This is a genomic window from Pseudoalteromonas sp. 2CM39R (assembly GCF_023161845.1).
The window spans coordinates 67,028-93,315 of record NZ_JALNTM010000018.1 but is presented as its reverse complement, the minus strand read 5'-3'; the positions used below and the strand labels follow the sequence as shown (position 1 = coordinate 93,315).

16 protein-coding genes are annotated in these 26,288 nt (G+C 38.7%); 8 read left to right on the top strand and 8 right to left on the bottom strand.

Annotation, left to right across the window (positions count from 1 at the left end):
- Positions 1-49 precede the first annotated feature (49 nt).
- Together MTF66_RS29475 and MTF66_RS29470 are read right to left on the bottom strand one after the other, a co-directional pair.
- Entirely contained in the window at positions 50-3,721 is a 3,672-nt protein-coding gene (locus MTF66_RS29475) for a translocation/assembly module TamB domain-containing protein (protein WP_138622724.1), read from the bottom strand.
- The gene (locus MTF66_RS29470) at positions 3,721-5,448 is read right to left on the bottom strand and encodes an autotransporter assembly complex family protein (protein ID WP_138622722.1); all 1,728 of its coding nucleotides are present in this window, start codon (positions 5,446-5,448) and stop codon (positions 3,721-3,723) included. Before MTF66_RS29470 ends, MTF66_RS29475 begins: the two co-directional genes overlap by 1 nt.
- Positions 5,449-5,676: 228 nt before the next feature.
- Here MTF66_RS29470 and MTF66_RS29465 point away from each other — a divergent pair, with 228 nt between their 5' ends.
- On the top strand, positions 5,677-6,009 hold the full coding sequence (locus MTF66_RS29465; protein WP_010388233.1) for a ribonuclease E inhibitor RraB: 333 nt from the start codon (positions 5,677-5,679) through the stop codon (positions 6,007-6,009).
- A gap of 36 nt (positions 6,010-6,045) precedes the next feature.
- On the opposite strand, the gene MTF66_RS29460 is transcribed toward MTF66_RS29465, so the two are convergent.
- The 4 genes from MTF66_RS29460 to MTF66_RS29445 all read right to left on the bottom strand — a co-directional run bounded on the left by MTF66_RS29460 (position 6,046) and on the right by MTF66_RS29445 (position 16,752).
- Positions 6,046-7,797, bottom strand: a complete 1,752-nt coding sequence (locus tag MTF66_RS29460; RefSeq protein WP_138622720.1) for a DEAD/DEAH box helicase — start codon at positions 7,795-7,797, stop codon at positions 6,046-6,048.
- 167 nt (positions 7,798-7,964) lie between these two features.
- The gene (locus tag MTF66_RS29455; protein WP_055012782.1) at positions 7,965-10,856 is read right to left on the bottom strand and encodes a TonB-dependent siderophore receptor; all 2,892 of its coding nucleotides are present in this window, start codon (positions 10,854-10,856) and stop codon (positions 7,965-7,967) included.
- A 372-nt stretch (positions 10,857-11,228) separates the two neighbouring features.
- Positions 11,229-14,096 carry a TonB-dependent receptor domain-containing protein gene (locus MTF66_RS29450; RefSeq protein WP_010388230.1) on the bottom strand — a complete coding sequence of 956 codons (2,868 nt, stop codon included), beginning with the start codon at positions 14,094-14,096 and terminating at the stop codon, positions 11,229-11,231.
- Between the two features lie 307 nt (positions 14,097-14,403).
- On the bottom strand, positions 14,404-16,752 hold the full coding sequence (locus tag MTF66_RS29445) for a DNA polymerase II (protein WP_138622718.1): 2,349 nt from the start codon (positions 16,750-16,752) through the stop codon (positions 14,404-14,406).
- 60 nt (positions 16,753-16,812) lie between these two features.
- On the opposite strand from MTF66_RS29445, the gene dinG reads away from it, so the two are divergent.
- From dinG to MTF66_RS29415, 6 genes are read left to right on the top strand one after another with little or no spacing between them, the layout of a single operon-like run.
- On the top strand, positions 16,813-18,888 hold the full coding sequence (gene dinG, locus MTF66_RS29440) for an ATP-dependent DNA helicase DinG (protein ID WP_138622716.1): 2,076 nt from the start codon (positions 16,813-16,815) through the stop codon (positions 18,886-18,888).
- The gene (locus MTF66_RS29435; RefSeq protein ID WP_138605008.1) at positions 18,888-19,664 is read left to right on the top strand and encodes a TSUP family transporter; all 777 of its coding nucleotides are present in this window, start codon (positions 18,888-18,890) and stop codon (positions 19,662-19,664) included. The genes dinG and MTF66_RS29435 overlap by 1 nt, the downstream gene beginning before the upstream one ends.
- Before the next feature lies 1 nt (position 19,665).
- Positions 19,666-20,274, top strand: a complete 609-nt coding sequence (locus tag MTF66_RS29430; protein WP_054202432.1) for a primosomal replication protein — start codon at positions 19,666-19,668, stop codon at positions 20,272-20,274.
- On the top strand, positions 20,274-21,161 hold the full coding sequence (locus tag MTF66_RS29425; protein WP_138622714.1) for a histone deacetylase: 888 nt from the start codon (positions 20,274-20,276) through the stop codon (positions 21,159-21,161). Before MTF66_RS29430 ends, MTF66_RS29425 begins: the two co-directional genes overlap by 1 nt.
- A gap of 50 nt (positions 21,162-21,211) precedes the next feature.
- Positions 21,212-21,484: a late competence development ComFB family protein gene (locus MTF66_RS29420; protein WP_131691315.1), complete on the top strand. Its 273-nt coding sequence runs from the start codon at positions 21,212-21,214 to the stop codon at positions 21,482-21,484.
- Positions 21,477-21,629 (top strand): YbaM family protein, encoded by a 153-nt coding sequence (locus MTF66_RS29415; protein ID WP_010388219.1) that lies wholly within the window; start codon positions 21,477-21,479, stop codon positions 21,627-21,629. The genes MTF66_RS29420 and MTF66_RS29415 overlap by 8 nt, the downstream gene beginning before the upstream one ends.
- Before the next feature lie 2 nt (positions 21,630-21,631).
- On the opposite strand, the gene MTF66_RS29410 is transcribed toward MTF66_RS29415, so the two are convergent.
- Both MTF66_RS29410 and MTF66_RS29405 read right to left on the bottom strand, forming a co-directional pair.
- Positions 21,632-22,159 (bottom strand): sel1 repeat family protein, encoded by a 528-nt coding sequence (locus MTF66_RS29410; RefSeq protein WP_054202429.1) that lies wholly within the window; start codon positions 22,157-22,159, stop codon positions 21,632-21,634.
- 244 nt (positions 22,160-22,403) lie between these two features.
- Positions 22,404-24,560, bottom strand: a complete 2,157-nt coding sequence (locus MTF66_RS29405; RefSeq protein ID WP_138622712.1) for an exonuclease domain-containing protein — start codon at positions 24,558-24,560, stop codon at positions 22,404-22,406.
- 194 nt (positions 24,561-24,754) lie between these two features.
- Here MTF66_RS29405 and MTF66_RS29400 point away from each other — a divergent pair, with 194 nt between their 5' ends.
- Positions 24,755-26,179 carry a sugar porter family MFS transporter gene (locus tag MTF66_RS29400; RefSeq protein WP_010388211.1) on the top strand — a complete coding sequence of 475 codons (1,425 nt, stop codon included), beginning with the start codon at positions 24,755-24,757 and terminating at the stop codon, positions 26,177-26,179.
- Positions 26,180-26,288 lie beyond the last annotated feature (109 nt).

Here is a 26,288-nt window from a genome sequence, read left to right as displayed (position 1 = left end):
CCTTTTCCTTTTTATTATTGGTATTGGTATTGGTATTGGTAGATAAAGGTTAATCCCAATTGAATTTATACAGTATGTCGACATTTTGATACAGGCCACTGGTTATTTCTATATATAACTTCGACATTAGCTGATAACGCACTGCCACTTCACTGAGCGACTCAAATACCCCCACGCTATATTTAACCTGCAAACTCGGTGCTAAATAACCTGATATTTCTACCTTTGTTTGCTCGCCACTACCTTTAGAGCTTAAGCTCACATCTGACAAGCCAAACGATTCACCGACTTTAGACACTAAGCTTTCGCTTCGGCTCACTCCTTGAGAAAGTAGTAATTGAGTTAACATTGCATCCGTTGAACTGTCACCCTCTCCTAATGGTTGACCATTCAGCAAATACGCTAGGGCTTGTGCTTGGTCCATGCCCGGCTCTGAAAATACTTTTAAATTTGGTTGCTCAACACTGCCAGTTAAAGTAACACCTGCAATAACACCATCGGCGGTATTATTTGGGTTGCGAATGGCTTTAATATTTAAATGAGGCTTATCTATTGCGCCACTAAAACCAATTTGCCCGGTTCTAATTATTAAGTCTTGACCAAATGCCAAGTAAGTTCCTTCAATTAAATTAAGCTCACCAATGGCAATAATAGGTGAGTCTTGGCTCATTTTGATATCCATATCACCCACTACTTTAGACTCAAGTCCAAATGAGGCTACTCTGACATCATTTTTAACCGTTACTTTTAAATCAATATCGTAGTTAAATGGGGCTTTTTTAGTATTTTGCGTAGTTTGATCCAAAATTATTTCATCATCACTAACCTGTACAGCCCCCTCTGGCAGCTCTTCAATTTCTATTCGACCATAAGGCACTACAACATCACCTGCCAGCTTAAGTGCATTGTCAGCTAAACTTATTTTTAACTCTGGTGATACTTTAAACACCACGCCTTGTTGCGCTCTTACAAAAAACTCACTGCCGACTACATTCATATTTACAGCTGGTTGTTCACCTTGCCAATCAACATTCCCCGTTAATTTTACCTGTCCGCCTTGAGGGTCATTTAAATCTCCTTCAATGGTGGCGGTAGACTTATTAAACGCCACATTTATATTGGAGTTTTTAAGAGCTACAGGCAGTTGCTCACCTTCTAGGTTGATATTCTCAATATTTAAATTTCCCTCTAACAAGGGATCTTTAAGTGTGCCTGCTAATGCAACTTGCCCACGAATGGCGCCATTAAGCTGCTCGAACGTATTTAAAAATGGCTGTATATCAGACAATAAAATTTTATCAATTTGAATATTACCGTTAAGCGTTTGCTTATTTTGAATATCATCAATATTAACTTTAGTCGTTACTTTACCCAAAACACTCGATTCTATATTAGCTTCTATTTGGCCAACCTTAGCATCAGAAAAAGCGCTTATGTTTAGCGTTTCTATAGGTAGCTTAAATCGATCTTCTTCGTTAATAAGTACCGCGTTAAGCCCTGATGAATTTAAATTAGCGCGTAGAGTTTTAAGTGTGCCTGCTTGCCAATTAGCAGCAAAGTCTCCCGCTATATCACCACGTGTTATTACATTCTCTGGTAACCAATGTTTTAGCTCTCGCAATGCAAGATTAGCCAGTTTTACGTTAAGCTGGCCTAATTCGCGGGTTTGATTCAATCTATCAATACATAACTTACTATTACTCGATTGCCAACAATGCGCACTCACATCAAAGTCGCCCGTTTTCGAATCTATAGTTACAGCTATATCTTTAGCATTTTCAAAGCTAAGCGTTTTATCACTTACACTAATATTACTGAGTTCACCTTGCCAAATCGCGTTAGCGAGTTTGCCATTTAGTTCAAACGAAGCAGCCCCAGCATCAGCATCAATAGATGCACTCAGTTGATGATCGGTTTTATCACCACTGCCAACTATTTCCACTTTATTAATTTGATGATGCATAACGCGCGCTGAATCAAGACTAACGCTGATATCTGTTTGCCAATCGGTAGCGGTGTCTAACTGTGCTTTTAACGCCAACTTATTAATATTAATTTCGTCATAAATAAACTGCTCTAGCTTTAACGCTAAATCAACTGCAGGCGTCAACCGCTCGCCTCTTATACTTAAATCTGCTTTACCATTAGCAATAAACGGAAGCTTTGCATCATCATTACTTTGCAGCGCAATAGCCCCATTAATCTGCCATTGCTGATCAACTTCGCCGGTTAAGGTTAACCTGTTTGTGCCGCTGCTAAGGTTAAATTTATTTACAGTGGCTTTAAGTTCATCATTTAAGTTAAATTGAGCAGCAAAATTAAGCGGTACATCATTTAGTAACCCGCTTAATTGGGTGTCATCCATACTTAATTTCCAGCTATTTGAACTGGTAACAAATGCCCCTTTAAACTGCCCTGAAATATCACTGGTAAGTGTGTCAGTGAGGTATTGCGCTTTTAAACTCGATAGCGCGCCGCTAAAGTTAGCACTAACCCCATTTTGCCAGTCGATATTCGCTTGGATAGTAGCTTGGCTCTCATTCGCTTTAAGGGCTAACTTTTTTAAGTGTGCTTCGCTCAGTGAGCCATTAATTTGACTGTTAAAATTCACAGTTGGATAAGCACCTAACTGACTATTACCAAATAATGATAACTGATAATCGTTAGCATTGCCTTGCGCGGTTAATTTTACGTCGGTTATCTTTAACTCTTTACTTGCTGTTTCGATAATCCACTGCTCTAAACCGCCATTAACACTAAATGGATAATTTGGTTGTTTAAGATTAGCCGTAGCAGTTAGTTCAAAAGGAAATGATTCACTGCTTTTTATATCTACATTGAGCTTTTCTAAGTCTCCGCCTATTTGCATATTGGCATTATAACCATGCCCTTTTAGACTGATATCGCCATTAATTGGTAAGCGGCCTTTAAGCTTTGCGTTAAGTGCAGTATTAAGCTGCCACTGCTGATAATTTGCAGACAATGAAACAACGTTAATCTCAGAACCTATTAGCTTCATTTGTAGCGCAATATTATTTACCACATTTTGCTGTGCATTCTGCTCCACCGTGAACTGCACAATATTAAACTGTTCTAGATAAATATTGAGTGGCGACATAAATGCGATATTAGGTAATGCTGGTAACTCTGTAATTGGGGTAGAACTGGCTGCATTTTCTCCAGGCTGCTCTTTTAACGCAATTAAAACACTCGGAATGTTCACTCTTTTAACTTGAATATCAGCACCTTGTGCCTTTGCAGCAATCTCCACATTATTAACAACTACGTTTGCACTTGTGTGATTTAACACAAACTCAGTGACCGATAAACGCTTAAGTGCAATATTAAATGGCAAACTGATTTGTTCCAACGGTTCGTTAGATGTATCAGGAGAATTAGATGACGATGCTGGTAAGTTTAGTTTTATAGACCGGGCACTTAAGTTATCAATACACATACCATCACAGTGCCACCAAAATAAATCTAGTTTAAGCTGCTGAGCATCAAGTAATAAACCGTCACGCTCAAAGCGAAAATTAAACGCATCATTATATAAAAAACGGCCGTTATTTATTTCAATTTTTAAGCCGTCAACTAACTTATTGGCGCTATAAGCAATTAGCTGGTTACCTGGAGCTGTAAAAACAACGCAAAACAATGTCACTAATACAGCAACAACTAAGGTGCTAAGTGCTGCAGTGACTTTTTTAAATACAGACATTAAATTTCCGGCCCTATGGTAATACTTAAACGAGTGCTTTTGCTTTCTTTAGTGAGTCCCCACGCATGATCTATTCTTATTGGTCCTATAGGCGTTAAATAACGAAAACCAAACCCTGCACCTATTTCAAATTGCTCAGAAAAATCATTGGTCGCCGTCCCTCCATCAACAAACAAAGCTGCTCGCCAGTTTTTGGCAAATTGGTAATTATATTCAGCAGTCGTCGCGATTAAATATTTACCGCCGATGCGATCCCCATTGTCATTTTCTGGTGAGATTGATTGATAAGCAAAGCCGCGCACACTTTGATCGCCACCAGCATAAAACCTTAATGAATATGGAACATTGTTAATATCGTCAACTAACATGGCCCCTAAGTTTGCTTTTAAAAACACAAGGTGCTTATTAAGATAAGTGCGCAACCATGCATGCTGTAATTGCACCCTAACAATATTGGTACTAGAGAGTACACTATCGAGACCAAACTCTGCCGATATAGACCACTGCTCTCCCGAATAAGGGGTGGTTCCTCCCTTCGATTGCTTTCGGGCATAACTGACACCTGGTAATAACATTTCTGTGGTGCGTTCTAGCCCGTCGCCAATCCGATAGGTTTCTTGCTCGCGCCTGATAAATGCAGTTCTTATCCATTTTTGCTCGGTGAGCCATTGCCTTTGCAACTGCGCTGTTAAAATTTCACTGTAAATATTATCGGCTAATTCATCTTCGAGCTTATAGCCTGCTGATAAACGCCATAAATCATCATTCGGATTATTAACAGGGATGGTATACGCCATAGAAATATCTTGTTGTTTTTTTGCAATATTAAGATTGCTTTCTAGGTAGTGTCCTTGCTCCGTGATCCATGGTTTACTCCACTTAAACCGTACCTTTGGACCCAATTCGGTATTGAACCCGCCACCAATTTCGTAGCTATTCCCGGGCTTATGTAATACGTCCACTTTAATAGGCACTTGGCTGTTTTTTCTAGCTGAAATATCAGCGTAAACACGCACGCTTGTAAAATAAGGAGTGCTCGATAAATCTAGGTTGTAGTCAGCAATCTTAGATGCTTTATAGTGCTCACCCATTTCAAACGGAGCTAAAGAGCGAATGTATTTTTCTGCTGGGCTTTGATTGGTAATTAACACATCACCAAAGCGATAACGCACACCACTTTCAATGGTAAAGGTAATAATAGCGCTATGTTTTTTTAATGAGACTTCAAATTTTCGGGCAGGCCATTTTGCGTCAAAGTAACCATGCTCCAACAAAACGGATTCAATTTTTTTATAGGCTGCGCTATACATTCCATGATTTAAAATGTCGCCTTGCTTTAACTCTAAACTTTCAATAACTTGCTGAATTAATGGGTCATGTTTAGCTTCCCCGTTAACGCTAATATTAAGCGTCTCAATACGGGTTGCGGAGCCGCGTTCAATAGTCGCAACAAGCTCACGCTCATCTTTATTAAAATCGATAGTCACATTTGAACTGTAATAACCTAATGCCTTTAAGCTATCTTCAACTTGCGATTTAGCGTAACGACGCAGTGAGCGCGTTGGTTTTTCACCCACTAAGGGTTTTAAATAAAGAGCAACGTTGTTTTCTAACTCTCCACTAATTCCTTTTATTTCATAATCTTCAATTTTATTGTCAGCTGCAATAGCGAAAAAGCTTAAAAATAAGCAAAAACAAATAACGGATTTTAAAAACTGATTGAACAAGTAATCATCCTTACTATGTACCCATAAAAAACAACAAATTAACGACACAATAATAGCATAGCGATAATGAGCCTAACATTAACTTAATCATTATCAGCGTCTAAAATATTAGCTGGCTCTATGCGAATCTTTTAAACCGCTTTGAGCTTAACTAAAAATTCTTGCGCTTTAATGATTTATTTTAGTTACAATAGTGCTAATGAATAAACACTAATTTATGAGTTTTAAATGCAATTTCCTGATGATGATAATGGCCAGCTTCTTGCTGAAATTTCCGCCGCCGGTGTAGATTTAAGTAAAATGCAACAAATTGATTTTTACATTTTATTTGAACAACAGGCTGATGCCGAAAAATTTGCAACTGAGATTGTAAACGATGCATTAGTGCAAACTGCTGATGTTGAGAAATGTAAAGATACCGGTGTTTGGGAGGTAATAGCCCATGTACAAATGGTTCCAGAGCATGCACTTTTAGGCCAAGCAGAACAATATATTGAAAGTATCGCTAATAGCTTAAATGGTTATGGCGATGGTTGGGGATTAGACGCAGAAGAAGTATAACCCTAATTTCATGATGAATGAGATATCCAGCTTAGCCTATCGGCTTAGCTGGTTTGCTTTTCTAAAGCTGCCTTTATAATCAAAAAGTTTATCTGCTACTTTCCAGCCATACTTTTTACTTTTTCGAGCAATCACAAAATCCGGTGGTATTAAATCAAACTGGGCTTTTATAACTTGCTCTGCACTGATAAATTCAATTGGTGACTGTCCCTGCCCTACACGCTTACCAAATTGCTTATTAAAGTAATACTGTGATCCTTTGTTTGCTAAATCAAAAACTTCATCACAACTGGCCCCGTCTTCATCAAAATAAGTAACTTTTAACAATTGCTCTTTAAGTTTAGTCACACTCAAGCCACTACAACGAAGGACTAATGCATCTTTAAGGTTTAACGCATTACGAAGCTTATCATCAGGATCGGCCATCACAGCACCACAGTCATGACATTTTCGAGCAGCAATATCATTTTGTGCGCCGCACTGCTCACACTCTTTAAAACGAAAACGATAATCGCATTGCTCGCTTACCCCATTATCGTCTTCTAATAAGCCTTGGCAACGCCTACCAAAGTGCTCAACTACTTTGCCATCAGCGTCTGTTTTACCCCAAAATATATTGGCAAAGCCACACCCAGGACACAGCACTTGCACAGGTTCATTATCACTATCGCCTTTTTTATCACCCACCTCTGGGTAAAATAAATCAAAGCCATTGCCCGCATAGTCAATTACTAAACAATCATCTTTACCCTCAGCCAATCTTAAACCTCTACCGACAATTTGCTGGTATAAACTTACTGACTCTGTGGGCCGTAAAATAGCAATAAAATCAACATGGGGAGCATCAAAGCCCGTTGTCAGTACCGATATATTCACTAAGTACTTTAATTGTTGAGCTTTAAATTGCTTAATTATTTTATCGCGCTCGCTATTAGAAGTATCTCCGGTGATCAGCGCACTTTGATTCTCGGGTAAATAAGTCATTATCTCTTGTGCATGCATAACCGTAGCAGCAAATATCATCACGCCATGGCGGTTCTCACTATATTGAATAACCTGCTGCAGAATTGTTTGAGTTGCACGGGTCGATTTTTTTAACAGCGCATTCATATCCTCATTACTATACTGCCCAAATGCATTGCTAGTTAAAGATGAGAAATCATAATGGCTAATCGCTGCATCAACCTCTTTAGGGGGAGTTAAGTAGTTATGTTTAATCATATAGCGCAAAGGTAATTCAAAAATACATCGTTTGAATGGGCTTTCCTTATTGCCACGCACAAAGCCATGGTAATGATGCTGATAAATCCAGCCTAACCCTAGTCGGTAAGGCGTCGCGGTTAAACCTAATACTTTTAATTCAGGATTGTGAGATTTAAGCGCATTAATAACTTTTCCGTACTGGCTTTTCTTTTCGCCATTTACTCTGTGACACTCATCAATAATAAGTAATGAGTAGTGCTCATTAAGTTTATCTAGATTACGCGATAACGACTGCACACTAGCAAAGGTAACTTGGTGGGTTAACGACTTCTCTTTGAGACCTGCGGAAAATATACTCGCTTGCAAGCCAAAACTTTTATACTTTTGAGCATTTTGCTCAACTAATTCTTTTACGTGCGCCAACACCAATATTTTTTGTTTAGCAATACGCGCAAGTTCAGCTATCACTAAACTTTTACCCGCCCCCGTAGGCAACACAATAACGGCAGGTTCGTTAGTTTTTCTAAAGTGTAAAACGGTGCGTTCAACCGCCTCTTTTTGGTAGGGTCTGAGGGTGTAGGTCATTTAAGGATACTGAAGATTTAATAAGTGTAATACTAACAAAAAGTTTATTACATTACGAAGACGCATTAATGATGTTTGAGAACATAAAAAATTATAGATTGCCTGATTATTTTTTAGAAAATAAAAAAGGGCTGATAAATATCAGCCCTTTTCATTATCTAAATATATTAGAAACGGATGTTTAATCCAATATTGATACGACGACCATACACATCAAAGAACTCACCATCATCATAAGTTCCAGGATTTCTTGGTGGTGTAACGTCGAATAAGTTAGCAACACCAGCACGTAACTCAACCATATCATTAACGTTATAACGTGCATTTAGATCCCACTCAGTATAAGAAGGTACATCGTTATAATCATTATTTTCTATTGTCCACTCTCTATCAAGAACAGTAGCATGGCGGTATTTACCAACCATACCAACATATAAGTCTTCATAGCTGTAGCCAATTGTTAAATTACCTTGCCAACGTGGGTATCTAACTTCACCAACTGTCGGTGTCATTTCATAGCTTTCGCTTGAAACATCAGTATTGAACTCTCTGTGTTCTAAGTAACTTGCAAGTAAGCGAACATCAAATAAACCAAACTCTGTTTCATACTTATAGTTACCCTCTAAATCAACACCTTTCAACGCATAAGATGCTAAGTTGTATGGACCGTTACGAACAAGAGTAATATCTAGTGTTGCAGGATCACGGTCAACTAGAGCACATGCGCTGTTATCAAGGCTTGAAGCTTCATAACAGTCATTTACTACACGCTGCGCACCTAGCGAGTTTATTGCGTCTTCAACATCAAAACTCCAATAATCAGCAATCAAAGTGATATTTTCTGTTGGCGTATAAATCACACCAAATAAAGTATCATCTGATGTCTCTTCTTGTAATTCAGGGTTACCCGAGTTAACACTTGGCGGTGTAACTTGACGCCAATCCTGTGAAGGTCTCCAATCACCGTCAAGAATCCCTGGGTTAGGGATACCAGCAGCTTTACAGTTAGCAATTAAATTAGCTTTTTTAGAGTCATTAGCCGTTGCTATGCGTGTTTGATCACAAGGGTCGCCATAAGAAGCGAATGATTGAGTACCTGCAGCGTATAACTGAGATAATGATGGAGCACGAACTGATTTTGATTTTGTACCACGGAAACGAAGCTGATCGTTCATTGCATAGTTGAAACCAACTTTCCAAGCAACATTATCACCTACTGAAGAATAATCCATGTAACGTGCAGCAAGCTCTAAGCTTAGAGAGTCAACAAACGGCGCATCCACTAATAAAGGAATAGAAGTTTCAATACCGATTTCATCAACTGTAAATTCACCATCCCAAGCTTTTACAAAGTTACCAAACACTAGGTTATTTTGCATAGCAGCACCAGGCTCATTAGAACCTGTTTCTTTACGATGCTCAGCACTAAGTGCAAAAGAAACTCCACCCGCAGGCATATCAAAAGCATAACCAGAGATAACACCACCAATTACTTGTTGCTGTTTAACTTTTGAAATTGAAGCTGATGTTGTTACATAGTCTAGTGCCTCTTGCGACGCACCGTTTAAGCCAAATAGGCTTAATGGTTGACAGCCATCTAGTGCACCAAGAAGGGTTCCATCAGCGTCTCTGTTAGCACAACGAATTTCACCATCTACCATTACAGCATCAATAGCTTTATTGAAGTTTTCTTCTAAAAACTCACCATTCCAAGTTGTGTCATTTTTATTACGACCATAGCTAAAATATACTTCATAATCATATTCTTCTAATAATAAACCTTGGAATGAAAGAGTTGTATTAAATGAAGTACGATCATCTTCATAAGTACGATTACCGAAGCCTGAAGCTAACTTATATACAGTGATGTTTCTATCATCAGCATAGCCTGCATCAGCAAACTGGGCTTTAGCATCTGGGTGCCAATATGCGTTATCTGCACGAAGACTTTCAGCAAGAAATATTGGGCTACTCTCTGCGTAAGCACTTGCTTTAGAGAATGAAACCTCAAAATTCATTGAATGGTCGTCATGGTACTGATTTACCACGTTTGTAAAAACATTGAAACGGTTAAGTGGCGTTGCCAAATCTTGGTGTTCAATAAATTTGTAACCATTTGAGAACTCATCACCAAAATAGCGAAGTTGAGAGTTTGGAGCGGGCTGTGTTTTTCCACCAATCTCAAATGGTATTAGCTCACCATTGTCCCCAAAAACATATTGACCACCTGGTAAAAATGCATCACCAGCACGATCATATATACCTAACGTCTGAAGCCCAGGATTTTCAGCATAAGTTCTTGCTGGAATACCGTCTTTATCATCAACATTATCAGGGTTTAGCATTGTGTTGATAGGGTTTCTGAGGAAGTCTCGATCTTGTGCTTCTAATTGCTCTGTTTCAGAGTAAGATAAGCTTGTAATGAAGCTAGTTTTTTCGCCTTCACCACCAAAAGTGAATGAGAAAAATTCAGAACCACCGCCATTTTGCTCAGGCATAGATTTTTTGTAATTAAAATCGATAGTATCTTGAGACTTCTTCAAAATAATATTTACAACACCAGCAACGGCATCAGAACCATAAACTGCTGATGCACCACCGTGAACGATATCCATACGTTCAATCATTTCAGTCGGAATACCATTTAAGTCAACAGCTGGATTATCAACCGATGCACCTACGTAACGACGACCATTAACAAGAACAAGGGTACGACCTTCACCTAATTGACGCAAGTCAGTTGTATTAATACCTGCACCAAAAATTGTGTTTGTTGTAGTTGTTGGGGCAGAGCCAACACCTGAAGATGGAAGTTTCTGTAATAGATCAGCTACGTTTGTAATACCGGCATTCGTAAGTTCAACACCTGTTATAGTTGTAACTGGTGTTGGAGAAACTTCAGAGAAGCGCTTAATACGTGAACCCGTAACCTCAATTCTTTCTACTTTTTCTGCATTTTCTTCTTCTGCAGCAAATGTACTTGCTGAGAAAGCAGCTGTAGATGCTGCACCAAAAGCGATCGCTAAACGAACTGCTTTTGAAACTTTATTGTTTAACATGTGATTCTCCCTAGAACACTATTATATTTTTATTATTTAACAAGAAGTTTATAAACTTGCTAAGTTCCTATAATAATCCTAGATGAAGTTAAAGGTCAACACAGCATTAACAATAAAAACAAAAGTAACCAAATTTAAGTCTTTACTTTACATTCACACAATAAAAACCAAGCATTTATGACTAGACCGCATCTTTAAACTAATCAAATACAGCTACAACCGCAAAATATCATTACTAATAAATATCTTTTTCTCTAGAAGTTAATTAACAAGAAATCAAAATCATCCTGCTCTTTAGCCAATTTTTAAAATTTTTCAAAAAAAAAAGCCCATACCAAGTATGGGCTTTCATTTATTTTTGTAGCTATTTTGTTAGAACTTTAAGTTAAAGCTAACATGTACAAATCGGCCTAAGGTATCATAAAAACCAGCAACAGTATTTGCATTACTAGCAATTGTGTTACCCACCATTGGAGGCTCTTTATCGAAGATATTATTAATACCACCTGTAAATGTAACATGCTCATTGTATGAGTAAGTACCAGATAAATCGATGAAACTATAAGAACCAATCCCGCCATTTTCAACTAAAGATTTATCATCAACACCATCATAATCGATACCACCGTAATAGCGCCATTTAGCGCCTATACGCCAATCGTCACGGATGTAGTTAATATTAGAAGTATGACGCCATTTTGGTGAAGCAAAACAGTCTGAATTAATATTACCAGCACAGTCATATGCTAAAGATGAATCACCTAGGATAGGCTCAACCTCTTTCTTCATGCTGTAATAACCGTTGATGTCAAACTTCAAAGTTGCATTTTCTAGATCCATTGAATATGCAGCTGTAGCATCAATACCTTCCCATGTTCTACCACCAATATTATCGCTAAGGTTGGTTACAAAACCTGCTTGACCTAACCAAAGGCTTCCTGATGGGCTACGAGTAATGTTGTTACAGAAAAATGCATCGCCAGTTTCAGCACAGTTGTTAAGTATACGCTCAGCACCAACTTCACCTATAACTTGTTCAATCTCAATTTTGAAGTAATCTACAGAGAAGTTAAAGTTTTCAAAAGGAGAAGCTACTAAACCAATGGTAAGCGTTTCACCCTCTTCTGGTTGAAGCGCAGGATTACCACCAGCTAACTCATTGTATTGTCCAGCAGGTGACTCACCAATGTTACCGTATTGATCAGCACTTACACTAGCATTGGCACATTGACTAGCAGAGTAAGTTGGTCTGTCAGCTGCATCTGCTGCTGCTGGATCACCAGCACAACCATCTGCACCACTCCACAAACCAAGACTTTGAGCTGCGAATAGTTCACCAATATTAGGAGCACGCACAACCTTCGCAAAACTAGTTCTGAACTTGTAAGTATCTGCAAGAGTGTAATCAACACCAATTGAGTAGGTTGTGTCCGAACCAGTTGTTGAATAATCAGACCAACGTGCTGCAGTTGATACATTTAAATTATCTAATACTGGAATTTGTAACTCACCATAAACTTCGTTTACATCAATTACGCCATATAGACTTGGTGAAGGACCACCCTGACCTAATAATTGACCTTCTTCATAAACAGTATCTGATACACGCTCATAGTCTTGTTCACGACGTTCAACACCAAATACCGCACCTACAGGTAATGAAGCCGTAGGTAATGTCCAATCGAACTCACCACTAACATAACCACTGTATATAACTTGAGTAACTAAACCAGTTTGAGTACCAACACCAGCAAGTTGAGCTGCTTGTTCAGGTGTTACTCCACCAAGTTCAAATACGTTGTAATATAAACAACCATCATCTTGAGCACATTCAGTATCTACAGCACCAACACGAGGAGCTATTTTTGGTGCAAGTAAATCATTTTTATATACTGAGCTAGACGTCGTTGCAGAATAATTATAACTAACATCATATGACCAATTATCGTTTAGTTCACCTTCCATACCCGTTAAAATTCTGTATGAAGAATGTTCTAGATTATCAGAACGTGGACCACCTTCAATGTTACGTTTACCAATGTATGCAACAAACTGGTCACTTCCATCTTGGTTAAACAAACCTTGTAGCTGTTGCTTTTGAGTATCAGACAATAAAGGGTTATTGTAGTCAAATAAAATTTCATCATTATAGAACGTACCAGATTCTGCAATTTGACCTGCAGTTCTGTTATGCATAAAAGAGAATTCTAAATAAGGGCGAAAAGTATCGTTGATTTCATAATCGATAAAAGTACCCAGAGTGAAACGTTCGTTTGGTCTTAAAAAGTGATTAACTGGGGCATAGTTGTAACGATAACCATCATCTTCTCTAAACCCAGAACCATTTGGATCTAAGTATCCATAAAAGTTTTGCTTGTAATCAACTTCGCCGTCAACTACTGGGTAGATATCGAAAAATGGATTTGGAGTGGTACCAGAACCACCACAAGCTTGACCTGCTTTATCTAATGCACACGATGAGTAATCTCGAGAGCCTTGTAATAATTCAGTTTGACGGTTGTAAGTTACATAACCAACGGCATGGCCTTTGCTGCCATCAAATGCACCACCAACAGTGAAATCTATGCTGTAAGATTTGCCATCGATACCAGTGCTACCTGTATCATAGTTGAAGTCTTTTTCATCCATCAAGCCTTGGATGTATTTGTTATCATTATTATGTTGATAACCTGAAGTACCTACGTTGAGTGAAATACCTTCAAACTGGTCGTCCATCACAAAGTTAACAACACCAGCAACAGCATCAGCACCATATATAGCCGCAGCACCACCAGTAAGAACATCTACTCGCTTAATCAACGATGAAGGGATTTGGTTTATATCTGCAACCTGAGAGGTAATACTACCCGCTTGCATTCTTCGGCCGTTAATTAGTACTAATGTTCTATTTGAACCTAAACCACGTAGATCTACAGTCGCAGTACCTGTGGCGCCATTGGCTAAAAATGAACTTTCAGCAGCTTCAATTTGTGGCAACTGATTCAAGATATCTTCCACACGAGTGAAACCGCTTAATTTAATCTCTTCAGCAGTCATTACAGTGACTGGACTAGAAGTTTCTAGGTCTGTACGCTTAATACGAGAACCTGTAACTTGAATACGTTCAACTTTTTCAAGACCTTCCTCTGCAGCTGTTGTGCTTGCAGAAAATGCAGCTGTTGATACTGCACCAAAAGCAATCGCTAAGCGAACTGCTTTTGAAACTTTATTATTTAACATTTGATTCTCCCTAGAATACCATTATGTTTTTTATATTTAACAAATCACCAACACAAGTTGCGTTAATTTGATGATCATAGCCTTATGATAATGCTTACAACGAGGAGCGGTCAACATATAATTAACAATAAATAAACCATGTGAAATAAATAAGACACACTTGACGATAAAAAATTAACATGGTGGTGATTTTATATATAAAGACAATAATTAAATTCACACCTAAACCCCACAAAAATAACTATTTCATAAATTGCAATAAATTTATCGTTGATTACTATTCAATTAAAGCTTTCCTATTTTTATACTAAAACAATGAAGCTTGAGTAGATTCAGTTGGTGTGTTTAATGCGCTTAATATCATTTGCGCAACAGGGTCGAGTTGTCTTTGGATGTACAGCGGGTAGTTCAGAGTGTTTTTACCGGTATAAAGCTCAGCGCCGGATACTGCGTAAACATATTCGATTACTTGCCCGCGTTTTATTTCAAACTCAGGATGGCTCGCTTTGTGTTTTTTAACTGCTTGAACGTGAGGTGGGATATTTTTAATATAATCGTTGAGGTGCTGCCCTAAACGCTTTCTATATACTAATTTACGGTCAAACTCACCATTATAAAGCTTTTGAGTGTAGCTATTTATAATATCGTGCAGTTGCTGTATTTCGAAGTTGTCGGTAAATAATGTCTCGAATAACTGTGTTTGAAACTCTTGTGCAAACTCAGTCCAATCGCTACGTACTGTTTCCATACCTTTAAATACAAGTTTTTTCTCATTATTTTTAGTTACTTGCCCCACATAACGTTTTTTAGAACCTGTTTTTTTACCTCGTATAGTTGGCATAAAAAACGGACTGTAATGGGTTTCAAATTCAATTTCCAAATAGCTTTTTAAGTCATAACGCTGCTTTAATTCTACTTGCCACTTTTCGTTGATATGTCGAACAAGTTGGCAGCCAATTTCGTTACATTGCTCAGGGCTTTTATCTTCACTAAGTTTTACAAACGTAGAGTCGGTATCACCATATATCACCTCAAAGCCTTGCACTTCTATCCATTTACGAGTTGTTTGCATTATTTCATGGCCACGTAAAGTGATAGAACTCGATAAGCGCGGGTCGTAAAACCGACAGCCTTTAGAGCCGAGTACACCATATAAACTATTCATAATAATTTTAATCGCTTGCGAGAGCATGGGTTGATTAGTATCTTTGGCTTCTTGGCGAGTTTGTGTCAGGTGCTCAATTAATTTAGGTAGGTGGTGCTGCGTTCTTGAAAATAATGCCTGATTAAATCCTTCAACCGCATGCTCTGGTGCGTTTAACCCTGCGATTAAACCTAACGGGTCAATACAAAACGTACGCATAATTGAAGGGTATAAGCTTTTAAAATCAAGTACCAAAACGTTTTTAAAAAGCCCTGGGGTCGACTCCATCACATAGCCACCAGGGCTTTCAAAAGATAGCCCATGATCGCCTAAGTTGGGAGCAACATAACCACTGCGATGTAATAACGGTAAATATAAATTAGTAAATGCAGCAACCGAGCCACCCATACGCTCAAGTTCGAGCCCGGTGATTTGAGTTCTGACTATGGCAAATTCAAATAACTTTAATTTTTCGAAAATTTGATTAACTAAAATACAATCTTTGCGGTTGTAAGCAGCAAGAGCGAGCTTATCTTCATTAAATTGACGAACAATTTCTGTTAATCGGTTATCGGTTTTTATTAATTTAGACTCGTTAAGCACACGCTCTGCAACATTGGCTAACGAAAAGCTGTCAAATCGATAAGTTGCATTTTTTAAAGTATCAATGCCATCAATGACGCACCGCCCAGGAAGCGTTAATCGGGTGTAATGGCCTTTATTAATATACAAAGGTTGATTATCTCGGCCAAAGTTAAGGGTAAGTCCTAACGCCTCTGCGCGTTCTTGCAATAAACTAAAGTCAAAATCAATAACATTCCAACCAATAATAACATCAGGATCGTTATTTATAATGTACTGCTGCAGCTTGGTGAGTAGGTTAATTTCGTCATAGCACCAGTCTATTTCAAATGTCGAGTCGCTCTGCAGCTGCTGCTCACCTATCATCAATACACAATCTAAACCATTTCCCACCAGTGCAACACTAAATAACACCCCGTCGCCATTGCATTCTATATCCAAAGAAACAGACTTAAGCGTTGGCGTATACTCGGTGTTTGCTTTTAGCTTTGCATCACTAATTTCAATAAAGCCGTTTTGAGCTTTGGCGTTACCGGTTACCCATACACCTCCTTTAATAAAGCGCTCCATTAAAAAGCGATCACTGTGGCGCACATCGGCTTCGTAAATTGGCATTACTTGCTCTAAAAGAGCTCTTGCAGTGTATAGGCTTTTTATATCGTTAAAGTAACAGGCAACACTCTCGCTACCACTAAAGTGACAAAGCTCAACATTATTAAACTGGACGTTAACACTCGCCTTAGTCAACAAGGTATTCGCTGCCTGCTGCTGTGCTAATGGGATGAAGAATACCGCTTGCTGGTTTTCAATCGTCACTTTTATCGGGCCCTGATCAGAGCTTAGCCAGTAACACAAAGTAATACCTTGTGCATTTTTAGCCCCGTATTGTTGCCTTGATAAAATAAAGCCCTGATAGATTGCTTGTGTCAATGTTCGATCCCACTTAATATATACACTGTAATTATATACATATTTTAGGTTAATCATCACATGCTATCGAGCTCACTTAAAAAAACAATTAGACAAGTACACCAGCATGTTGCAAATAACCTAATCGATTACCGCCCTCGCAGTAGTCAAAACTATTTAGTTGCTGAAATCGCCAAAACATTAGCCGGTGAATACCATAAAAAGCAACGTATTTGTGTTATTGAAGCAGGCACAGGTACCGGCAAGTCATTAGCATACTGCCTAGGCGCTCTACCGCTGGCATTAGCACAAAAAAAGAAACTGGTTATTTCTACAGCTACTGTTGCTTTGCAAGAGCAATTAATCGCTAAAGAACTGCCGTTTTTTAAAAAGCACTCAGGGCTCGATTTTAAATTTGATTTAGTAAAAGGCCGCCAACGTTATATTTGCGCTCACAAACTTCATAATGCGCTGAACAGCGATAGCCAAACTCAAATGGAATTTATGCCTACCCTTACATCGCCACTAAGTGATATGGAAACTAAGTGCTTAAAGCAACTTTACGATGCCTATATCAATAAAAAATGGCAAGGTGATAGAGACAGCTGGGCCGATACCATTCCTGATAGAGTATGGGGGCTCATTGCTTGCGATAAGCATGCTTGCCAACGCCAGATGAAAGCACACCAAACATGTCCTTTTCAACTGGCTCGCCAGCAGTTAATGCAAATGGATGTATTGGTTATAAACCATTCGTTACTGTTAGCTGATTTAGATTTAGGGGGCGGAAAAATTTTACCCGAGCCCGACAATACCATTTATGTAATCGATGAAGCGCATCATCTTGCGCATATTACCCGCGACTTTTCATCTGCTGCAGCTACCATAAAAGGCACGATAGATTGGCTCGACAAACTCACTAAATTTAGTGGCAAAATGGCCAAAGTGTTAGTGGGGCAAAAAGGTATTGGGCAAAACTTTAAGTTATGCGATAGCGTTAACGATGCTAACAAAGATTTAAAAGTAGTCCGCGATATTCTCGACAACGCCGATTTTGAATATTCAAAAGACGATACCTATCGCTTTGAACATGGTGAAATTCCTAAATCGCTACATGCGAAGGCAAAAGACATTAGTGAGGCTACGCTTGATGCTTTACGCTGTTTGAATAAAATGCACGATACCCTCACACAAGATGTAAGCGACGGTGATATTAAACCTTATGTTGCCGACCCCATTCTGGCTGAAAGTGGGCAATACATAAACCGGTTAGAACAACTTAATAAATTATGGTTTAGTTACGCTACTAAAGGCGAAGGCACGCCGCATGCGCGTTGGATAAAACGACTTGAATATAAAAGCCATCATGATCACTTGCTTAGCGACTGCCCCATTGAGGTCGGTTACTATTTAAAAGACAAGCTCTGGAGCGAATGTGCTGGAGCCGTGCTATGTTCTGCTACCTTGAGCGCACTAGGCTCATTTGATCATTTTGCCTATGAAAGTGGCCTTGCTAAAGAAGAAGGGGTAAAGTTTATTAAAGTCCCCTCCCCGTTTGACTACCCAAAACAAGCCACTCTGCGTATTCCGACGTCAAGCATAGAGCCAACAGATAAAGAATTTAGCGATCATATTGCTAAAACATTACCCGAGTATCTAAACACTAAAAAAGCCAACTTAGTGTTATTTGCCTCTTACTGGCAAATGGACCATGTAAGTAAATTCCTTAGAACAAAAGGATTTAACTTATTAGTACAAGGTGAAATGTCACGAGAAGCTTTACTCAAATTACACACTAAAAATATTGATGAAGGCAAAGGCAGTATTTTATTTGGCACCCAAAGCCTTTCTGAAGGACTTGATTTACCTGGTAAATATTTAGAAAACCTAATTATTACAAAAATTCCATTTGCGGTGCCCACCTCGCCTATCGAAGAAGCACAAGCGGAGTTTGTGCAAAGTAAAGGCGGTAATCCGTTTTTATCTATAACCGTGCCAGACGCAGCAAAGAAATTGGTACAAAGCTGTGGTAGACTGCTGCGCAAAGAAAGTGATATTGGCACAATAACTATTTTAGATAGACGCTTAATCACCAAACGATATGGCAAAGCCATGCTCGACACCTTACCACCTTTTAAAAGACAAATAGATTACTGATGTTTGAACTTGCACTCGATCCAACAACTTGGGCTATTTTATGTGGCGTTGCACTTTTAGCGGGCTTTATTGATGCTATTGCTGGCGGTGGTGGTTTACTCACTGTACCGGCACTGTTAACGGCGGGATTACCTCCTCATTTAACGCTTGGCACTAATAAATTGGCCGCCAGTTTTGGCTCGTTAACGGCCAGTATCACCTATTATAAAAAACAGTTATTTAACCCACGATTTTGGTTTGCTTCTATTATGGCTACCGCCATAGGTGCTTTGTTAGGCACACTCATTGTTGATCATTTAAGCATTGAATTTTTAAATAAGCTCTTACCCATTATTATTATTTTAGTGGCTTGCTACAGCTTGTTTGGTAATTTAAGTACCACACAAAGCGACGACCTACCTGAATTAACCCGCGCAATAAAAATTAAACAGTGGCTACAAGGGTTAAGCCTAGGCTTTTTTGATGGTTTGGCGGGGCCTGGAACGGGAACTTTTTGGACTGCCTCAAACGGTATGCTTTATAAAATGAGTTTGCTACTTAATTGTGGTTTGGCGCGTTCAATGAATTTTGTTTCTAACTTTATCTCGCTGATCACCTTTGTTGCACTTGGCCATGTTAACTTTTTACTGGGAATTACAATGGGCTTCTTTATCATGCTTGGTGCATGGTTTGGCGCACATTCAGCGATTCGTTTTGGGAGTAAATTTATTCGTCCAGTATTTAATACTATGGTTATACTTTTAGCATTAAAACTAATTTACGAGGCATACTTTTAATATGCAATCTGCTGCTTTAGACAAACTACGCCAACAAGTTGCCACGCTTAAGCAACAGGCAGAGCAATTCGACAAAGCAAAGCTCTTTTCTAAAAACCGTTATATGCAGGCACAGCCGAGCCTATTTGACAGAGCCGTGTTTAGCACCAAAAGTATGAACTTAGCCGACTACGTAGTAGAAATAGAAGATGAAATAGCTAGCCTACCACCGAGCGAACACCGCCATGCTTACACCTATGCACTTGAGCGTATTGCCAGTCAGGTACAAGCGGTATTTAATGTTATTAAATCGACCCCTATTTGGGTGAAAGAAAATAAAAGTCATTATAAGCCTCGTGCTAAACAGCCTGTTTATAAACAAGCGGTGCAAAAAATCATGCAATCATCCCACGAATTATATGATGAACTTAAACAAAACCATGAATTTGAACGTCGCCTAGTACTGATGATTGAAGAGCGTAAACTGCAAATGGAAAAAGCATCGCCTGCGCAAGCACAAAAGCTTAACCAAGAAATTTTAACTACTCATGCACGACTCGGCCGTTGTAGAAAAGCAATTTCTGCCACCGAAGACAAAATTCAACAAGTAGAAAAACAACAGCTACGCTAATGCAGCTTTTTTATCACCCTCTCTACTCTGCTTTAACGCTCCCTGAGCGCCATCGATTTCCAATTAAAAAGTATCAACAGCTCAAGCATGAAGTTGAACGTTTAGGCTATACGCGGTTTATATCGCCTTCGCCAGCAACTAAAGCGCAGTTAAGCTTATGCCATAGCTCAGATTATATTGCTGACTTTTTAAACGGGTCGTTAACTGACAAAGCGGTTAAAAAAATGGGATTTCCTCACTCTTATAAACTTGTTGAGCGAACTCTTTACTCTGTTGGTGCCAGTATTCAAGCCGCTGAAACAGCACTTGAAAGTGGTTTAGCGGCTAATTTAAGTGGCGGCTATCACCATGCTTACAGCAATTACGGCAGTGGCTTTTGTATTTTTAATGATTTAGCCATTGCGGCAGCGCATCTTATTTCAACAGAGCAAGCCGACACTGTATTAATATTTGATTGTGACGTACACCAAGGTGACGGTACCGCGCAAATAACCCAACAGCACGAGCAGATAATTAGTTGCTCAATTCACTGTGAACAAAACTTTCCTCGGCAAAAACAGTACTCAAACTATGACTTTGGCTTACCTGCAAACACCACCGATGCAGAGTATTTAACAACACTAGACCAAGCTCTTGAGTTATGTGTTCGCCTCCACCAGCCCGATATTATTTTATATAATGCGGGCGCCGATATTTATACCAAGGACGAACTCGGCTTATTTGATGTTTCCTTAGCTGGTATATATGAGCGCGACTTTGCTGTTCTTAACTTTTGCAAGCAGCGGAACATACCGCTTATGTGCGTTTTAGGTGGCGGTTATCAACGTAACATCAACAATTTAGTTAGTGTTCATAAGCAACTATTTAAAGCGGCTCTCGATTTATAACAATCCTTGGTATAGACTCATTACAGACAATAAAAAAGAGTGACAGGAATATGCGATTAGATGACGACATACACAATTTTTACGAAAAACTCGTTTTAGAAGAAATAGAAAAACGTAAACTTAATGAACGTTACAACGACGATGTAATGGCTGACTTTTGCTGCACCGTACTCAATCAATTACCCCCACGTTATATTAGATACGATGTAGATATGGCGTTTTATTTAACTCAAACAGATCGTTTAGATATGGAACAACGCGTAGAAGTTGCCATTAATTTTGCGATTGATCAAATAGCTAAAAAGAAAGAGCTCCATGAGTAACCCGTTAGAAGAAGCTCCTACACACGTGAAACTGGCTGTTGATTTAATTATGATTTTAGAGCAACACGATGTAGAGCCAGAAGAAGTATTAAAAGCGCTCGATATCGTAAAAAGTGACTTTGAAAAGAAGCTAGTTAGTAACTAGCTTTACTCTATTGTTTGTATTTCATGAACAGTGACAACACCATCGTGTTTATTACAATCAATTTTAATTTCGCCGAATGTGCGCCTAGGTGATGTTGACCTACGGCATGTCATGTTTTGAGCTTTAACACCAAATTGTTCAATATAAACGGCAACAATTGCATCTATTTCTTGCTTCTCTTCTGTTGTCGCAGCGGCATAAAAAGTATCATATTGTTGTGACCAATTTTCAACGCCAGCTTCTGCAGCAACACCCAACCACCCCATACCAAGCTTAGTTGATTGCTCTAAATATTGTCCTTTTAAAAACATAAACGCTAGGGTGTATTGTGCACTTTTATAACCGAATGCAGCGGGCTCTTCTAAATAGTTAAAAGCCTCTTCAAACTCCCCTTTTCTGTATGCCTTAACACCATTATATTCTTTTTTCTTCATAGTATTATCGCTGTAAAGACTTATTGGTGACGAATTACAGCCAGTTATTAAAGCCATCAATACCAGCAAAGTGGCACTCAATTGTCGATGATTCATTATTATCCTTAATTTATTATTGTTTTTGCCCAGAAACATACACCACTTTTAAAGCACCCGCCCTAAAAATTGTTAACATAAATTTAATATTATCATGGGATTGCAAAGCTTACAGCGATTATTTTTATAAGCGCAGTTTTAATCGGCCATTAAAAATAGATAAACCTAATTTTTTAATACCCTGTATTTATACACAAGGCACTTTACTACTTTAAGCAAAATACATTTAACTGACGTAAATCTATCACTGACTGTCCGTTTGCTGAACAAGTAATAATAACTGCGCGGCCGCTTTAGCATCGTCTAATGCACGGTGATGGTTGGTTAAGTCTAAATTAAAGTGTGCAGATAAATTTCCCAGCGAATACGATTTTAATCCCTTAAATGCTTTACGTGACTCAACAACGGTACATAGTTTTGGCATTTTAAAGTTGATTCCCAGCCCCTCAAGCTCTTTTTTAATAAAGCCATAATCAAAATTAACATTGTGAGCGACAAAAATACTTCCCGAAAGCTTATCTAATAAAGTCGAAGCAATGTCGCTAAATATAGGCGCATCACTTACCATGGCGTCTTTAATACCGGTTAGTTTAGTAATAAAACGAGGGATAGGCCGCTCTGGGTTTATCAGCGTAGTCCATGTATCAATGATGTTGCCTTGCTGTATTTTAACAACACCAATTTCGGTAATTCGATTACCACCCTTTAATCCCCCTGTTGTTTCAATATCAACAACACTATAAATCCGCTTAGGATCTACATACCAGTTTACCGCTGCAATATTTACGATAAAGCCACAGCTTTTTAAATTATCGATACTTACTAACTGGTTTCTTTTAAGCTTATCGCCAGGCGCTTTAACCTCTTCAAAATGAACGGCGTTATTATCAACAATCATTAAATCGGGATAACCATCTTTTAATTGTCGATAGTTTTTTGCCATGTTTTTTAAATGGCTTAATAGCGCATTTATTGGGCTGTTTAAAATAAGCATCTCTAATGGCTTTAATACATCTTTGTGCCATCTAAATAAGCCATTTGGTTGCTCATAATACTTCGCGGCATGGTTACACACTAAACGCAGCAATTTTGGGGTACTATTACACGTAGCTAGCCGCGCTTCTATTTGTGAAGATTGATTTAAGTAAAAAGAGTCTGTTTTTAACGCTTGCGGGAAAATATCAAATTCATTACAAGGAGGCGTCGGAGTTTCAATAAACAGCTCTTGCCAAAAAACCAGTGCAAATAGGCTTTGCCACAAGGTATTCTCAGTGTAAAAAACCTGCTTACCTTGACGAGTGTAGTGCTCACTTACACCTAACTCAACATCGCCACGGTAAAGCTCATCAACTTCTATAATACAACGTGTACTGGCTAACATTTCACTGAGCCGCGAACGGGTTTGCTTGTTAAATTTACGCATTAAAAAGTCATCTGCGAAATACAGTAACTCATCGGTGAGCGGGTTTTCTATAATCTTCTCAAGCTGCGCTTTTACCCATTGCTTATTGCCCTGTCGATATTGCTCCCTTATTTGAATCTCGAAGGCTTGTGCATCGTCTTCGCAGGCATTAAGTAAATCAAACGCAAGTGTTGGGTTAGTTGTTTTTAGTTGCTTATAAAGTATAACCAGTAGCTTGTTTTTTAACTCTTGTGCAATAACCCCTACTGCTACTTCATTTATTAACTGCTTTGCTAGTTCCTCTCTTTCATTGTCATCTTTTGTATTTTTAAGCGTTAGTCGCAAACGGTTTAATGCATAGTTAGACTGCGCTTCCTTTATTGAATCAAAGCGCGATAAGCTTTCATTATGCTCTTGCCTGACAGGTGTTACGCCTAAATCTCGCAGTACAAATCGATTTTGATGATTAATATCGCCTGCACTGAGCCTGCCAATATATAAAAATTCAAAATACTCGTAATACTCTTCTCTATTATTTATCACGTACTGATTATATAAGTGTGCAAGACACTCTGGCTTAGATTCAAAGAATGAAATAGCTATTTCAACTAAGTTACTTTTAGCAGCGCTTTTTTTAAATAATGGCGTTTGTTCTTGCTTTTCTAACAGCTCTATTAACGCCGGTTTTGTTAGGTGACTTAGTAGTTGCCTATGATCTTTATCAGAGGGTTCTACAATTAACTTTGCCGCTTTTAATTTAAAAAGTGCTTGGTATGGCGAGCTAATTTCTTCGTAGTTTAATGATTGGGTTTGGACTAAATAAGGCTTACGAGAATAAATGCGCGCCAACATACACTGGCTCTGCTCGTCGAGCGCGTTTATTTTACTAATAAATGAAATATGCTTTTGCTCGAGTAAATGCATGCATTTCTCGCTCACAAAAGTTAATAGCTCTCTAAAATGTGCCAAATAATATTTCGCTGGTAACTCTTTTTTCATAAAACCGCCCATACTGTATATAAAAACAGTATCTAGCATCTCATTATTTTTATCAACCCAATAAAAATTTTTTATGCATACGTATTACTATTGAAATATCTTTTTTAGCGTGATTACTCTGTGCTAAGGTTGCCCGCAAATTATTAGTGGCACTTTAACTACATTACACATAATAAAAATTAGGATTGAACAACATGACGACACAGCATGCAACTAAAGGTGAGCATAGCGCACAGACTAAGTGCTCGCTTTTTTATGTTATTTTTATATCGGCCGTTGCCGCTATTGGTGGCTTTTTATTTGGTTTTGATTCAGGCGTTATAAATGGCACCGTATCGGCATTGGGTAATACATTTAATTCAAGCAGTGTTGCAACTGGTTTTAATGTTGCATCTGTATTATTAGGCTGTGCATTAGGGGCATTCGCCGCTGGCCCATTAGCTGACAAGTTTGGCCGTCGCGCTATTATGATTGTCACTGCCATTATATTTGCAGTCAGCGCTTTTGGCTCTGGCATTGCAGATAGTTCTGCTGAGTTTATTTTTTACCGCTTGTTTGGTGGGTTAGGTATAGGTGCTGCCTCGGTTTTAGCGCCTGCTTATATAGCAGAAGTTGCTCCTGCGAGTCTACGTGGTCGCTTAGCTACACTGCAACAACTCGCTATAGTTCTTGGTTTATTTGCAGCTTTTTTAAGTAACTACCTAATTGCTAACGCTGCTGGCGGTGCCGAGGGTATTTTAATGTTAGATTTAGCCGCGTGGCGCTGGATGTTTTGGGCTGAACTTGTTCCTGCAGGCTTATTTTTAATTGGTGTACTTTTTATTCCAGAATCACCGCGTTACCTAGTTGCACAAGGTAAACTTAAACACGCTAAAACTGTATTTAACAAAATCTCAAATGATAATGCAGATACACAAATCAGTGACGTTAAGCAGTCTCTGCAAAGTGATAAAAAGCCAAGTATTCGCGACTTATTTATTGATGGCAGTAAAAAAGTACACCCTATTGTTTGGGTGGGTGTAGCTTTATCTGTTTTCCAACAATTTGTTGGTATTAACGTGGTATTTTATTACGGTTCAGAGCTATGGCAAGCCGCCGGCTTTGATGAATCACAATCACTGTTTATTAATGTACTTGCCGGCACCACCAATATTTTATCTACCTTTATTGCTATTGCCTTAGTCGATAAAGTAGGCCGCAAGCCACTATTATTGGTAGGTAGCTTGGGTATGTTTATTAGTTTAAGTGCACTTACTTACACCTTTGGTAGCGCTGGACTTGATGAAGCAGGCAAGTTAGCACTTAGCGAAAATATGGGTACCTTTGCATTAATAATGGCTAATTTGTTTGTGGTATTTTTTGGCTTAAGTTGGGGCCCTATAGTGTGGGTGCTACTTGGCGAAATGTTTAATAACCGTATTCGCGGTGCGGCCCTTGCTGTTGCAGCTAGCGCGCAATGGATAGCTAACTTTGCTATTACTATGACCTTCCCGATTATGCTCGGCAGTATTGGTTTAGCTGGTGCTTATGGCTTTTATGCCTTATCGGCATTTATTAGTGTATTTTTTGTGGTCAAATACATCAAAGAAACACGCGGTATGAAATTAGAGTCAATGTAATTATTTAGCCTGAGTAACATCGACTTTCCATTAGTTTACTCAGGCTAATCCCCCATTCTATTATCTTATTTTTCTGCTCATAAAACTAATTAGATACATTTAACCATTT

Excerpts from the sequence above, each read along its gene's own strand:
- MTF66_RS29450 (WP_010388230.1), bottom strand. The coding sequence starts at position 14,096 with ATGTTAAATAATAAAGTTTCAAAAGCAGTTCGCTTAGCGATTGCTTTT.
- MTF66_RS29425 (WP_138622714.1), top strand. The coding sequence starts at position 20,274 with ATGCAGCTTTTTTATCACCCTCTCTACTCTGCTTTAACGCTCCCTGAG.
- MTF66_RS29455 (WP_055012782.1), bottom strand. The coding sequence starts at position 10,856 with ATGTTAAACAATAAAGTTTCAAAAGCAGTTCGTTTAGCGATCGCTTTT.
- MTF66_RS29460 (WP_138622720.1), bottom strand. The coding sequence starts at position 7,797 with ATGACCTACACCCTCAGACCCTACCAAAAAGAGGCGGTTGAACGCACC.
- MTF66_RS29415 (WP_010388219.1), top strand. The coding sequence starts at position 21,477 with ATGAGTAACCCGTTAGAAGAAGCTCCTACACACGTGAAACTGGCTGTT.
- MTF66_RS29430 (WP_054202432.1), top strand. The coding sequence starts at position 19,666 with ATGCAATCTGCTGCTTTAGACAAACTACGCCAACAAGTTGCCACGCTT.
- dinG (WP_138622716.1), top strand. The coding sequence starts at position 16,813 with ATGCTATCGAGCTCACTTAAAAAAACAATTAGACAAGTACACCAGCAT.
- MTF66_RS29475 (WP_138622724.1), bottom strand. The coding sequence starts at position 3,721 with ATGTCTGTATTTAAAAAAGTCACTGCAGCACTTAGCACCTTAGTTGTT.
- MTF66_RS29435 (WP_138605008.1), top strand. The coding sequence starts at position 18,888 with ATGTTTGAACTTGCACTCGATCCAACAACTTGGGCTATTTTATGTGGC.
- MTF66_RS29400 (WP_010388211.1), top strand. The coding sequence starts at position 24,755 with ATGACGACACAGCATGCAACTAAAGGTGAGCATAGCGCACAGACTAAG.
- MTF66_RS29405 (WP_138622712.1), bottom strand. The coding sequence starts at position 24,560 with ATGAAAAAAGAGTTACCAGCGAAATATTATTTGGCACATTTTAGAGAG.
- MTF66_RS29465 (WP_010388233.1), top strand. The coding sequence starts at position 5,677 with ATGCAATTTCCTGATGATGATAATGGCCAGCTTCTTGCTGAAATTTCC.
- MTF66_RS29410 (WP_054202429.1), bottom strand. The coding sequence starts at position 22,159 with ATGAATCATCGACAATTGAGTGCCACTTTGCTGGTATTGATGGCTTTA.
- MTF66_RS29420 (WP_131691315.1), top strand. The coding sequence starts at position 21,212 with ATGCGATTAGATGACGACATACACAATTTTTACGAAAAACTCGTTTTA.